This window comes from Nocardioides agariphilus (assembly GCF_015352445.1).
GTDB lineage: Bacteria > Actinomycetota > Actinomycetes > Propionibacteriales > Nocardioidaceae > Nocardioides > Nocardioides agariphilus.
The window spans coordinates 1-13,231 of the sequence record NZ_JADKPO010000053.1 but is presented as its reverse complement, the minus strand read 5'-3'; the positions used below and the strand labels follow the sequence as shown (position 1 = coordinate 13,231).

At 70.0% G+C, this 13,231-nt stretch carries 13 protein-coding genes; 6 read left to right on the top strand and 7 right to left on the bottom strand.

Annotated features, from left to right (window positions below; all coding sequences use genetic code 11):
* Positions 1-153: 153 nt before the first annotated feature.
* Positions 154-1,011: a hypothetical protein gene (locus ISU10_RS22110; protein WP_194698621.1), complete on the bottom strand. Its 858-nt coding sequence runs from the start codon at positions 1,009-1,011 to the stop codon at positions 154-156.
* Positions 1,008-1,352 (bottom strand): hypothetical protein, encoded by a 345-nt coding sequence (locus ISU10_RS22105; protein WP_194698620.1) that lies wholly within the window; start codon positions 1,350-1,352, stop codon positions 1,008-1,010. Before ISU10_RS22105 ends, ISU10_RS22110 begins: the two co-directional genes overlap by 4 nt.
* Positions 1,353-1,514: 162 nt before the next feature.
* Between ISU10_RS22105 and ISU10_RS22100 the strand changes: the two genes are divergently transcribed.
* A complete protein-coding gene (locus ISU10_RS22100; RefSeq protein ID WP_194698619.1) occupies positions 1,515-2,726 on the top strand; it encodes a hypothetical protein in 1,212 nt (403 codons plus the stop codon).
* Positions 2,727-2,772: 46 nt separating this feature from the next.
* Here ISU10_RS22100 and ISU10_RS22095 read toward each other — a convergent pair whose 3' ends face one another.
* From ISU10_RS22095 to ISU10_RS22085, 3 genes are read right to left on the bottom strand one after another with little or no spacing between them, the layout of a single operon-like run.
* A complete protein-coding gene (locus ISU10_RS22095; protein ID WP_228501731.1) occupies positions 2,773-3,444 on the bottom strand; it encodes an ankyrin repeat domain-containing protein in 672 nt (223 codons plus the stop codon).
* A gap of 2 nt (positions 3,445-3,446) precedes the next feature.
* On the bottom strand, positions 3,447-3,755 hold the full coding sequence (locus tag ISU10_RS22090; protein WP_194698618.1) for a hypothetical protein: 309 nt from the start codon (positions 3,753-3,755) through the stop codon (positions 3,447-3,449).
* Positions 3,756-3,771: 16 nt separating this feature from the next.
* The gene (locus ISU10_RS22085) at positions 3,772-4,194 is read right to left on the bottom strand and encodes a hypothetical protein (RefSeq protein ID WP_194698617.1); all 423 of its coding nucleotides are present in this window, start codon (positions 4,192-4,194) and stop codon (positions 3,772-3,774) included.
* A gap of 78 nt (positions 4,195-4,272) precedes the next feature.
* Here ISU10_RS22085 and ISU10_RS22080 point away from each other — a divergent pair, with 78 nt between their 5' ends.
* Positions 4,273-5,982: a SulP family inorganic anion transporter gene (locus ISU10_RS22080; RefSeq protein WP_194698616.1), complete on the top strand. Its 1,710-nt coding sequence runs from the start codon at positions 4,273-4,275 to the stop codon at positions 5,980-5,982.
* A 7-nt stretch (positions 5,983-5,989) separates the two neighbouring features.
* On the opposite strand, the gene ISU10_RS24290 is transcribed toward ISU10_RS22080, so the two are convergent.
* Complete coding sequence (locus ISU10_RS24290; protein WP_194698615.1) at positions 5,990-7,549, bottom strand: LLM class flavin-dependent oxidoreductase; 1,560 nt, start codon at positions 7,547-7,549, stop codon at positions 5,990-5,992.
* Between the two features lie 182 nt (positions 7,550-7,731).
* Between ISU10_RS24290 and ISU10_RS22070 the strand changes: the two genes are divergently transcribed.
* Positions 7,732-8,703, top strand: a complete 972-nt coding sequence (locus ISU10_RS22070; protein ID WP_194698614.1) for a hypothetical protein — start codon at positions 7,732-7,734, stop codon at positions 8,701-8,703.
* Positions 8,704-8,743: 40 nt separating this feature from the next.
* A complete protein-coding gene (locus ISU10_RS22065) occupies positions 8,744-9,736 on the top strand; it encodes a DUF1707 SHOCT-like domain-containing protein (RefSeq protein ID WP_194698613.1) in 993 nt (330 codons plus the stop codon).
* Between the two features lie 6 nt (positions 9,737-9,742).
* On the opposite strand, the gene glgA is transcribed toward ISU10_RS22065, so the two are convergent.
* Entirely contained in the window at positions 9,743-10,930 is a 1,188-nt protein-coding gene (gene glgA / locus ISU10_RS22060; protein ID WP_194698612.1) for a glycogen synthase, read from the bottom strand.
* Between the two features lie 53 nt (positions 10,931-10,983).
* Here glgA and glgC point away from each other — a divergent pair, with 53 nt between their 5' ends.
* On the top strand, positions 10,984-12,243 hold the full coding sequence (gene glgC / locus ISU10_RS22055) for a glucose-1-phosphate adenylyltransferase (RefSeq protein ID WP_194698611.1): 1,260 nt from the start codon (positions 10,984-10,986) through the stop codon (positions 12,241-12,243).
* Between the two features lie 33 nt (positions 12,244-12,276).
* Positions 12,277-12,759 carry a hypothetical protein gene (locus tag ISU10_RS22050; protein ID WP_194698610.1) on the top strand — a complete coding sequence of 161 codons (483 nt, stop codon included), beginning with the start codon at positions 12,277-12,279 and terminating at the stop codon, positions 12,757-12,759.
* Positions 12,760-13,231: the final 472 nt, after the last annotated feature.

The window sequence follows — 13,231 nt, the reverse complement described above, 5'->3', positions numbered from 1 at the left end:
CCGGGCAGGCAGCCCCTACTCGGTAACCCACGACCATTTGTGAGAGAGGCCCCGACCCGCAACCCCGTCACAGCGACCGGGTCACCTCATACCGTCTAGTCCCGATCCCACTAGGCGGGGCTGCGGTGTCATCCGGTGACACCGGCGCCCCGCCTAGTCGATCGCGCTGGCCGACACCAACAACGGCGCCAACCGCTCTCGGGAGGCACGAATCGACACGGTCGCCTGGGCAGACGAGTCAGCCCGCGCCCGGCCCCACTTCACCCCGAGCACCGCGAGGGGCCGCAGTACGACCAGACCGCTGAGCACCTGCACCGCCACCGACGCTGCGTTGGCGACCCCGATGGTGGACAGCTCGCCGATCAGCCACGCCTTGACCTCGGCCACCGACTCGCCCTTGCGCAGGCGCATGCCCGCCGACGCCGCCAAGGAGATCAAGGCGGCCTCGGGAAGGATCTGGTTGAGGCCGCCCAGCGGGACCAGGGAGCCGGCGAGGGCTTGGGCTTGACCGGCCACGCCGAGGTCAATACCGAGGTTGCCCGGCACGCCGCCGACCCCGGACCTGCGGGCGAGCGTCGAGCCGACACCGCGGACGAACTGGCCTTCAGCGGTCTCCTGCACCATCGCAGCCTCCGGGTCGGGGGTCTCGCCCGCGGCCTCGAGCTCGCGAGCGTGGAGCTCCTCGGCGGTCGACTCGACCGAGTCGGTCAGGCTCTGTAGCTGGTCCTCGCTCAGCAGTCCGAACTGGGCCACCAAGCCGGCCGCGGCTTGCGTGGCCTCGGGATTCTCGGCGCCGAGCTGGAGCCAGGACCCCACGAAGTCGGTGAGCCAGCCCTCGGCGCCGTCGGAGACCGGCGTCTCAGCCAGCTCTCGCTGCACGCGGACCAAGGTGTCGGCGGCCGCGGCGCGGGCAGCCAGGTCCGCCCAGGCCTCCCGGTCGACCTCGGCGGTGGACAACGCCGCCGCCAGCTCGGCGAGTGCGGGCGGACGCGTCCACTCAAAGGTGGTCATGCCCGGCTGTGGCCCTCTTCGAGCTGCTGGACGCGGGCCACGAGCCCCTCGATCAGCTGCTGTTGGGCGAGGCTGACCTGCACCAGCTCCTCGATGGCGACGGTCACCTCGGCCCAGGACTCCTCCTGGGTGATCCGCCGCCGCGTCACGTCGAGGTGATGCGACGCCGACTGGGCGCTGGCCGTCGCCTTGGCCAGCGCTTCTTGGGTGCGTTGGTCGGTGGTGAGCTCCTTGGCCCGTTGCTTGGCGGCCCCGATCATGTCGCGCCAGGACCCCGTCGTCGAACCTGTCGGTGTCGCCTCGACGGTCGGCTCGGTCACCGCCCCGGTCTCGTCGCTCATCGTTCCTCCACAAGCGCGTGTCCTCAGCGCTCAGTGAACAACTCGCAGCGCCCGCCGAACAGGGGTCTGCAGGATTCGGTTCTGATACGTCCGGACGACGTTGTCCACAGATCGCCACGACCCCGTTGCCGATCCATGGTCGGCTGCCGAACCCTTGCCCTCATGACATCTCGGAACTCCCAGCCCCCGTCCAGTGCCCAACAAGGCTTCTCTCGAGGTCCTCGCATCGCCGACCTGATGACCCGCGAGTACCTCAGCTTCGTGGAGAGCTCCATCGCCGCCGAACGTGTCGGTGATGCGCAGACGGCGCTGGAGTACCACCGCGGCGTGCCGATGTTCACCCGCAGCCGGCACACCTACACGCTGAGGCAGCTGGGTGACCTGTCCGAGGAGATGACGCCGTGGCTGTGGGCGCGATGGGCGGCCTACCAGTGCAACCGCGCCGAGGACGCCGGCACCGAGTCGGGGTTCATCACGCGGGCCGCGGCCGACTACACGATCCAGATGTTCTACGACAAGGCGATGCAGGCGGCCTACGACAACGGCCGCGACCCCATGGAGATCCTCAAGAGCGTCTTCGGTGAGAGCTGGGTCTACCACCAGGTGTGCACCTTCGAGATGGGTGGGCTCCGTGCGTTCCTCGACTTCATCGCCGCGGGACGACTCGCCGAGCACGCCGACTGGGCGCGGTCGTGGACGACGGCGCAGATGCGCGGGGTGCGCCTCGAGGAGAGCGAGCCTGGCCGGTTGGTGGTCACCGACCTCAGGACCCGCGAGCACTTGCCTCTGCTCGATCTCGGCGCCGGCATGTTGTGCGCTCCGGGCGGTTTTCTGGTGGGCCGGTTGGTGCCGAGCGGGGTGTCGCCGGAGCTGATGCCGGAGCTGATGCCGGAGCTGATGCCGGAGCTCATGTTCGACAGCACCCCGGTGGTCGTCGACCAGCAGACCGCCCAGGAGGTTGCTGCCTCGACCGGGGGCGGGTGGGTCACCGCGCTGACCAAGGCGATCGCCGACGGTCGGCTCACCATCGATGCGCTCGAGAGCGAGGACCGCGAGCTGGCCAGCGACGTGCCGAGCGGAGCCATGATCGAGCTGGCCTCGCGCCGGGCCGACGGTGCCGGTGAGTGCCGCGACCGGGTCGCTCGAGCCGCGTTCCGTGTGCTCCGGCGGGCAGCCGAGGGCGGGCTCAGCGAACACCTGGCGCCCTATGTCGCCGCGGCGGTCCTGCACCCACACGCGTACGCCGAGGCGCAGCGCAAGCTCGTCACTCCCGGCCTGCCCTCGCGTTGGCTGCGCTGGGCCGAGCTCGCCCCCGAACCTGCTGCGGCCCGGCTGGCGCGCCTGGCAGAGACGAGCGCGAGCCGGGCGGCGTGAGGGCAGGCTCGAGGATCTCCGCGGGCGCTCTGGGGCAGCGAGGTTTCTAGACGAACCCTTCGTCGACCAACGTGACGCCCTCGTGCGTGATGACGTGCGCCTGGCCGGAGTCGCCCACGACGCGGATCCACGACTCGACGTAGAGGTAGTGGCCGCTCATCAGAGCGATCGAGAAGCCTCCGTACATCGCGGGGACGGCGAACCACAGCCGCTGCTCGGGGCACTCGGGCAGCACCACGACGGGCGGATATCGCAGGCACTCCTCCAGCGGCTTGCCGTAGGACTCGGCGATGCCGCCGGGCAGCCTCAGTCGCCCGTCGATGACCGAGGCCAGTCCGGCGTCGAGGGCGGCGGCTCGATCCTGGCCGAGCCCGTAGTCAAGAGGCGCGAGCTGGTCGAGCAGATGGAGATGACCGCGGGAGCGAGCGATGTCGTGTGCCGTCCGGCCGTCGCGCGACGGCAAGGTGCGCAAGGCGCCCCGCTCCAGGAGGCCGGCGACCACCGAGGACGACGCGCCGTGCCAGGCGGCCTGGTGGAGCGGGGAGAACCACGACGATCCGCCCAGTCGCCACTGGTTGACGCTGACCCACTGCAGGTCGAGCACCTCGAAGACCTCGGCCCACCGACCGGCCTTGGCGGCATCGGCCAGTCGGTGGTTGCGGGTGACGACCTCCTCCTTGAGCAAGGAGGCGTCGAGCACGCCGCGCCACGACATCACGCTCAGTCCGTCGAGTGAGTCGAGATGCCGGGTTCGATGCCGAGGGACTTCAGCCACGTCGACTCGCCGCGTCCCACGATCTCCTCGGCATGGGCGGCGATCAGGCCCAAGACGTCGTCGCCCGGCGAGCCGCCGAGGGCCGCGACCACCCGCGGGACGAGGGCGGCAGGAGCGGTCACCCAGTATTCGTACTCGGCGTAGCCCAGCCAGCCGTTGAGGTCTTGTCCCTCGAAGACGAGGTCTCCGTCGTCCTCGAGGACCGCTTCGACGAACAGCCGATCACGCCTCCAGATGGTGCGACGGGCGGACATGGCACCAGGCTAGTGACTAGGCGACCTCGTCCATCGGCACCGCAACCAGGTCGTGGTCGCAGGCTCGGTGGACGACCTCGAGCGGGACGCCCGCGCGCCGACCGGCCTCGTAGAGGGAGCGCGCCCACGCCCGGTCGTCGCTGGTCAGGCCGCCGTGGCCGGGGCGGGAGCGCAAGAACGCGAACCGTCGGCCCTCCGCCGACAGGTTCTCGAGGAAGTGGCCCAGGGAGGTCACCATGTCGTCGTCCGGTGGCTCGAGCGCCTCGGTGATCTCGGTGAGCTGGGGGAACGGCCGGTCACCCTCGATCACCAGCAGCCACAGCGAGTGGCCACCGAAGCCGCCCTCACTGGTCTGGGGCTCCATGAGCTGGTTCCACACGGAGTGCAGGTCGGACTGCGAACGGACGACGGGACGAAACGGGATGGTCTGATCGGTCATGGCGAGAAGCCTGGCCCGAAACGCCGGAGGGCGTCGGTCGTCCTCCACAGGCACCCGGCGGGGCCTACCCTCACGCCCATGAGGGCCGTGCCGGTGCCGAGGTTGCCGGGCTGGGTGCCCGGGTACGAGCGGCGGTGGCTGCGCGGCGACGTACTCGCCGGGGTCACGGTCACGGCGTACCTCATCCCGCAGGTAATGGCGTACGCCGAGGTGGCCGGCGTACCCTCCCAAACCGCACTGTGGGCCGTGGTCGGCGGCTTGAGCATCTACGTGCTGCTGGGCTCGAGCCGTCAGCTCAGTGTGGGACCGGAGTCCACGACCTCGCTGATGACCGCGACGGCCCTGGGCTCGCTCGTCGCCGTCGGCGACGACCGGGTCCCGCTCGCTGCGGCGCTGGCGCTGATGGTCGGTGGCTTCTGCCTGGTGGGGTGGGTGCTGCGCCTGGGTGCGCTGGCCGACCTGTTGTCGCGGCCCGTGCTGGTCGGCTACCTGGCCGGCATCGCGTTCACCATGGCGGCCTCCCAGCTGGGCGAGCTGATCGGCGTGCGGGAGCAGGCGTCATCGTTCTTCGACGAGGTCCGCGAGGTCGTGTCCCACCTCGACCGGGCGCACGTGCCCACGGCGACGCTGGGGTTGGTCACTCTCGCCGTGCTGCTCGTGCTCAGCCGCCTCGCCCCGCGCGCGCCCGTCGCTCTGATCGGCATGCTCGGGGCGAGCGCGGCCGTCGCCCTGCTGGGCCTGCGTGATCGCGGCATCGCCGTGGTGGGCGAGATCCCGGCAGGAGTCCCCGTGCCCGGGCTGCCCGACGTCGCTGCTCACGACCTCTCCACCCTCATCGGCCCGGCTGTCGGCATCGCCTTCGTCGCCTACACCGACAACATCCTCACCGGTCGCGCCTTCGCCACCCGCAAGGGCGAGACCGTCGACGCCCAGCGCGAGCTACTCGCGCTGGGTGGCTCCAACCTGGGGGCCGGCCTGCTCGGCGGTCTCCCGGTGAGCAGCAGCGGCAGCCGTACGGCGATCGGCGACGCGGTCGGGCAGCGCACCCAGCTCGGAGGGCTGGTGACCGTCGTCTGCACCATGCTGGCGCTCCTCACCCTGCGGCCGGTCCTCGCGGCGTTCCCGGTGGCCGGCCTGGCCGCGGTCGTGGTCTACGCCGCCACCCGCCTGGTCGACGTGCGCGAGCTGGTGCGGTTCGGTCGCTTCCGCACCAGCGAGCTGGTGCTGGCGCTGGCCACGACCGTCTCGGTGCTCGCGCTCGGCGTGCTGCTGGGGATCGCCGCCGCCATCGGGCTCTCGGTGCTCGACCTGCTGCGCCGGGTCGCCCGCCCCCACGACGCCGTCTTGGGGATCGTGCCGGGTGTGGCCGGCATGCACGACGTCGACGACTACCCATCGGCGAGCGTGGTGCCGGGCCTGATGATCTACCGCTACGACTCCCCGCTCTTCTTCGCCAACGCCGAGGACTTCCGGCAGCGGGCACTGGGCGCGATCGACGACGCGGCCGCGCCGGTTCGCTGGTTCGTGCTCAACGCCGAGGCAGTCTCCGAGGTCGACATCACGGCTGCCGACGCTCTCGAGGAGCTGCGCCAGGAGCTGGCCCGCCGGGGCATCGAGCTCGGCATCGCCCGGATGAAGGAGGAGCTGCGTGAGGACCTGGCCAGCACCCAGTTCCTACGGCAGGTGCCGAGGGATCGCATCTTCGCCACCTTGCCGACGACCGTCGAGGCCTACCAGCAGTGGGCCGGTGGCACCTCGGACCAGGCTCGACCCGAGCCGCCTACCTGAGCTCTCCCTAGCCGAAGCCATGGCGTGCCAGCGGCTCGATCAGCTGACGCTCCTCGTAGGCCAGGTGTGAGAGCAGGGTGTCGGTGAGCAGGTCGAGGGCGCGCTGCAGCTCGTCGAGTGCCGAGATCGCCTCCGCTCCTTGAGAAGGCGCGCCCACCAGGCCGACGAGTGCGTCGTCGACCTGCTCCAGGACGTCGTGGATGACCACGTGCTCCTCCTGTAGGCGGTCGAGCACCATAGCGAGGTCCGGCTCGCTGCGCCGCAGGTGCGTGAAGACGCTGCGGTCCTCCAGCGTGTGGTGGCCGGTGACGATGCGGCAGTAGGACTCGCAGTAGGCACCGAGCGTCCAGTTGTTCTGCCGCATCGTCATGGTGTTGATCACCGAGCGGGCTGCGCCGATGCTGACCGAACCGTGCCGGACCTGGTCGACCAGGTCGCGCACCGTGGCCAGCTCGGAGCGCAGGTGGTCGTGGATGTCGACGAGGTGCTGGGGGACGGCGGCGTTCGGGTACGACGCACTCTGCGGGCCGGCGTACGTCGGCCGCGACGCCTCGTCCCACGGCATCGATGCCGACAGGCGAGCGCCGTTGTCGGGAGTCGGGGCGGGCAGGGGTGGGCGGTGGGGGGGTGTGGTCTCGACGGGCTCGACCACCGATGGCTCCGGGGTGGTCTCGACAGGCTCGACCACCGTGTGGCTGCGGCCCGCGTCTACCAGGTCGCGGACGGCGGGCATCACCTCCTCGGCGAAGCGGGCCAGCTCGTCGGGATCGTCGGAGCCGAGGATGAAGGTGCTGGTGCCGTGCTCGAGGGTGAGCGCTGCCAGGCGCTTGGCCATGTGGGTCGAGGAGCCGCGGAGGTACTCGTGACCGCTGAACACGTTGAGCATCCGGCGCACGGCGGCGGCGGGGCGGCCGGCTCGTTCGGCTGCCTCGTCGATGACGGCGTTGAGCTCGCCCAGCCTGTCTGCGGTGACGTAGCCGAGGCTGGGGAGCCAGCCGTCGGCGAGCCGGCCGGTCAGGCGCAGCATCCGCGGCTTGAGCGCGCCCAGCCAGATCTGCACGTCGTGGAGCGGGACGGGGCCGGCGTGCATGCCCTTGACCTGGTAGATCGACCCGGCGACGTCAACGGTGCGGTTCGCGCCCAGACCCCAGGCGCCGCGGATGATCGCGATCGCCTCCTCGAGTCCCTGGACGGCCTCACCAGGTGTGCGACGGGGCCCGCCGACGGCGGCGACCGCGTCCCAGAAGGCACCCGCACCCAGCCCGAGCTCGGCTCGGCCGTCACTGAGGATGTCCAGGGTCGCGACGGCCTGGGCCAGCACCGCAGGTGGGCGCAGGGGCAGGTTCGCGACGTTGGGTGCGACCCGCACGGCCGTGGTGCGGGCCGCTATCGCCGACAGCAGGGTCCACGCGTCGAGGTGGCGGGCTTGGTAGGGATGGTCCTGCACCGTCACCAGGTCGTAGCCGAGCACCTCGGCCAGCTGCGCCAGCTCGAGCACCCGCGGACCGGACGACGCGTCGGGGGTGAGGAAGACGCCGAACTCGAGCTGATGTCCGTAGTCCGGCACGCCCCCGAGCGTAGAGGCGGCGACAAGCTCGGCCGACGTAGTACGACAAGTCGGCCCCCTGCGGTCCGAAACGGCGCAGATTTAACCCAAATTCCGGTCTGGACCTCCCTTCGCGCACCTAGAGGTACCCCAGGGCCCTCCCTAGACTCACTAGCACATTCCTTGGGGGGAAGGGCACACGCGTGGCTGACCAGACTCAGATCGTCAACTACCTCGTCAGGGCCGTGGGCGTCACGGCCCACGACGCGACTGCGTTCGTCGAGGTGATCCAGGAGATCGTCGAGGAGCACGTCACCGACGACGTCTCGGTGATCGCACCGCCGTTGATGATCGGACGCTTCGGCTGCCCGGTCCTCGACCGGCTGATGATGCGCCTGCAGGATCCGCGCTGGGCGATGCCTGAGAGCGTCGACGTCGCGCCGCAGGAGCTCGCCGACCAGCTGCGCCTGCCGGTCGACGTCATCGAGGCCTACCCGGTGGTCGGGAAGTTCGGGTTGCTGGCCAAGGTGCTCGACCGGCTCGCGATCGCCGACGAGGACGCCGAGCTCTACCTGCGGCTGCTCGACGCGTGGCTGAGCACCTTTGCCGACCACGGCAACGACACCAGGGACTTCGAGGTGCAGCCGACCGGCAGCCGCGAGGCCTTCCGCGGCTGGCTGCTCGACCGGTTCGAGATGCTCGGCCGCTACGGCTACGCCGCTCGCGTGGCCGACTCGCACGACGACGGGATCGACGGGCGCGTCCACTCCTTCGACGACGGACGACGGCCCGACCTCATCGCCCGGATCACTGCCGACGGCGACACCGTGGCCAAGGGCGACTGGCTGGTGATCCAGCACAAGACGACGGCGGTGGGCCACAACGCCCATGACGAGCTGGCCACGCACGTCGACTGGCTGCGTGCCGAGCTGGCCAGCCAGCCGGACAAGCTCGGAGACGCCGAGGTGCACGGCCTCCTGATCGCTGACGGCGTCAGCCTGCTGCTGGAGCGGGCGCTGCGCGAGCGGGCGTTCGGCTACATCTCGCTGTCTTCGTTGGGCTACCGCCACTGGGTGCGCTCGCACACGCGGGTGGCCGTCGTCGGCGACCCCGACTCCACGGCGATCGCCTACCCCGCGGCCATCCGCCTCGGCTCGCTGGTCCCGGCCGGCTGATCTCCCGATCCTGCGGGCGACCTGGCACTAGCCTGTGCCCGTGTTCGACGGGGACCCGCAGGCCCGGGTGAAGGACCGTGACCGCGACCGCGCGACGTACGTCGTCGATGCCGCACTTCGCAGCGGTCAGATCAGCCAGCAGGATCGCGACCTCCGCGTCGAGCGGGTGCGGTCGGCTGCCACTGTCGGCGAACTGGTCGCGCTGACCCGCGACCTCGTCTCGGCGCCCGCTGCGGTGCCGCCGACCGCGGTCGTCCCGCCGGTGGTCTCGACAGGCTCGACCACGTCGACAAGCTCGACTAGCTCGCCAAGCCCGACAAGCCCGACCGTCCCTGCTGATCCCTACGCTCCGGGCTCCACCCGGCCGGTCGCCGGCGTGCCCTCCGATCTCTACGGTCCGCCGCCGAGCACCACCAAGAAGGTTGCCTCCGGGACTGGCTTGACCGTGAAACCGGCAGCGGGACGCAAGCTGGCCATGGGGTGCGCGCTGATCGTGGCGCTGTTCATCATCGTCCCCGTCGCGGCGGGCGTGATCATCTTCGCGTCCTCCGACACCGGGGGCAGCGACTTCGTCACCGAGGAACCCGTTGCGTCCGGGCCGCCCTTCGAGCTGACGGCGGCCGGCATCCGCGACTATGTCGGGTCGTTCGGCGAGGCCTTCGGGGGGACCGACGTCGAGCGGACCGTGTTCTATGACGGGTACGTCGTGTCGTGGGTGCCGCAGGGCGACGGGGTCGCCGTCGTCAACTACAGCAACGGGGTCTTCGACCAGTTCGGTGACGCGATGACCGACACCGAGGACACCGCGCCCGTCGACCTGGCCGAGCTCCGGCCGGGCCGGGTGATGGCGCTGGTGCGCAAGGCCAGGGCGTTCGGGCTCACCGGCACCGTGACGACGTACGTCATCTACGACCGCGACATCATCGAGGGCACGCCACACGTGATGGTCTACGTGAGCAACGACCAGGGGGAGTCGGGCTACGTCATCGGGGATCTCGACGGCAAGGTGCTGACGACGGTCGAGCCCAGCTAGGCGCGATCAGACGGCGTCGCGGTAGATCGCCAGCGTCTGCTCGGCGATCGCCGCCCAGGAGAAGTCCTCGATCGCGCGTCGACGTCCGGCCTGTCCCATGGCGCGCGCACGATCCGGGTCCGCGACGACCTCGTTGAGGGCTGCGGCGAAGTCGGCGACGTACTGCTCGGGGTTAAGGGGCGTGCCGGTGCCGTCGGTCGCCTGCTCGATCGGGACGAGGCGTCCCGTCTGGCCGTCGACGACGACCTCGGGGATGCCGCCTGTCGCGGTCGCGACGACGGCTGTCTCGCAGGCCATCGCCTCGAGGTTGACGATGCCGAGCGGCTCATAGATCGACGGGCAGGCGAACACCGTCGCGGTCGACAGCAGGGCGACCACGTCGGCACGCGGCAGCATCTCGCGGATCCAGACCACACCCGTGCGGTCCTTCTTCAGCTCCTCGACCAGACCGACCACCTCGGCCTCGATCTCGGGGGTGTCCGGCGCGCCGGCGCACAGCACCAGCTGCACGTCGGGCGGAAGCTGCGCGGCAGCCCGCAAGAACAGCGGCAGACCCTTCTGCCGGGTGATGCGCCCGACGAAGATGACCGATGGCCGGTCGGGGTCGACTCCCAGCTGCCGCACGCGGTCCGGGTCGTCCCGGCGGGACCAGTCGTCGGTGTCGATGCCGTTGTGCACGACCTTGACCTTGTCGGGGTCGATGTCGGGATAGGCCCAGATCACGTCGTCGCGCATGGCCGCGGATACCGCGATCACCCTGGCCGCTGCGAGGTAGGAGGTCTTCTCCACCCAGGAGGACACGGCGTACCCGCCACCCAGCTGCTCGGCCTTCCACGGCCGCAGGGGCTCGAGCGAGTGGGCCGTGATCACGTGAGGCACGCCGTAGAGCAGCGACGCGACATGGCCGGCGAAGTTGGCGTACCAGGTGTGGGAGTGCACGAGGTCGGTGCCCTCGCAGCCGGGCACGATCGCCAGGTCCACGCCCATCGTCTTGAGGGCGCCGTTGGCGGTCGCCAGTTCGTCGAGATCGGCGTACGCCGTGGTGCCGGCCTCGTCACGCGGCTTGCCGAACGCGTGCACCCGGGTGTCGAGCCCGTCGATGGCGCGGAGTGCGCGAACGAGCTCGGCGACATGGACCCCCGCTCCGCCGTAGACCTCCGGTGGGTACTCCTTGCTGACCACGTCGACTCGCACGTTGCTGAAACTACCCCTCCCGACTGGTGCAGGGCAGCGGCTACGTTGACCACATGGCCGCCACCCAGACGATCAGGCACCGCAAGAACGTGCTCGCCATCGTGCTCGCTGGCGGTGAGGGCAAGAGACTGATGCCGCTGACCGCCGATCGCGCCAAACCCGCGGTGCCCTTCGCGGGCATCTACCGGCTGATCGACTTCGCGCTGTCCAACGTGGTCAACTCCGGCTACCTCAAGATCGTGGTGCTGACGCAGTACAAGTCGCACAGCCTCGACCGTCACGTCACCCAGACCTGGCGGATGTCGACGATGCTGGGCAACTACGTCGCCCCGGTCCCGGCGCAGCAGCGCGTCGGCAAGCACTGGTATCTCGGCAGCGCCGATGCGATCTTCCAGTCGCTGAACCTGATGAACGACGAGCGTCCCGACATCGTGGTCGTGGTCGGTGCCGACCACGTCTACCGGATGGACTTCTCGCAGATGGTCGACCAGCACATCGAGTCCGGGGCCGCGTGCACCGTGGCGGCGATCCGGCAGCCGATCTCGCTGGCCGACCAGTTCGGTGTGATCGACGTGCACCCCCACGACCCCAACTCGATCCGCGAGTTCCTCGAGAAGCCGAAGGACCCGCAGGGCCTGCCTGACAGTCCGGGCGAGGTGCTCGCCTCGATGGGCAACTACGTCTTCGACGCCGACGCACTCGTCGATGCGGTGACTTCTGACGCCACGCTGCACGGCTCCAAGCACGACATGGGCGGCGACATCGTGCCGGCGTTCGTCGAGAAGGGCGCGGCCGGCGTCTACGACTTCAAGGACAACAACGTGCCCGGCTCGACGGACCGCGATCGTGGCTACTGGCGCGACGTGGGGACGATGGCGTCCTACTACGCCGCCCACATGGACGTCGTCTCACCCCTGCCCATCTTCAACCTCTACAACTTCGACTGGCCGATCTACACGTCGTACGGTCCTCAGCCTCCGGTCAAGGTCGGCCAGGGCGCTGACGGACAGCCGTCGCGCACCGACGAGTCCCTGCTCTCGCCCGGTGTCGTCATCACCGGAGGTACGGTCAACCGCTCGGTTCTCTCGCCGGCTGTCCGCGTCGACAACGGCGCCATCGTCTCCGACTGCGTCCTCATGCACGACGTGCACGTCGGCGCGGGCGCCGTGGTGCGCAACGCCATCATCGACAAGTCGGTCGAGATCCCGGCGGGCGTGCGCATCGGCCTGGACCACGACGCCGACCGCGCGCGCGGCTTCATCGTCGAGGACGGTCTGACCATCCTGGGCAAGGGCCAGGTTGTCGAGGGCTAGGAACCCTCGCCGGTCGGCTACCGTCCCAGGGCCATGAGGCGCCTTCTCGGACCGTTCTTGCTCCTGTGCGTGCTCGCGCTCGTCGGCTGTGCCGACTCGGGGTCGAGCACGGCCACCGACCACGCCACCCCGAGCCCGACCTTCTCGGACCCTGCCCCGACCGAACCGATGACCATCGCGATCGTCTCGGAGACCGCGGCCGGAGGCGAGGTCGACGTCCACGCGGTACGGATGGACGACGACGCCTCGCGGCAGGAGCTCACCGGCCAGTTCCAGCGCGGGAGCCTGCCGGAGAAGATCTCATCCGCGATCGAGGCCGCGACCATCCCCGACGGGTACGCCGTGTGGGGAGCCGTCGTCGCCATCGGCTGCGACGTCCCCGAGGCCGTCATCGCCACCCCGAGCGGCGACGGTTGGGTGTTCGAGCCCCAGATGCCCAGCGAGACCATGCAGGAGTGCTTCGCTCCGGTCACCAGCGTCGCGTTGGTCGCGGCGCCGGCACCAGTCCGTGGTTGAAGAGGTTGCGCAGCAACCGTCTCGAAACCACCCCCGCCCGCTGGTTGAGGAGGTTGCGCAGCAACCGTCTCGAAACCACCCCCGCCCGCTGGTTGAGGAGGTTGGGCGCAACCGTCTCGAAACCACCCCGCCCGCTGGTTGAGGAGGCTGCGCAGCAACCGTCTCGAAACCACCCCGCCCGCTGGTTGAGGAGGTTGCGCAGCAACCGTCTCGAAACCACTCCGCCCGCTGGTTGAGGAGGTTGCGCAGCAACCGTCTCGAAACCACTCCGCCCGCGGAATGAGGAGGTTGGGCGCAACCGTCTCGTAACCACCCCCACCGCCGGTTGAGGAGGCTGCGCAGCAACCGTCTCGAAACCACTCCGCCCGCTGGTTGAGGAGGTTGGGCGCAACCGTCTCGTAACCACTCCGCCCGCTGGTTGAGGAGGCTGCGCAGCAACCGTCTCGAAACCACTCCGCCCGCTGGTTGAGGA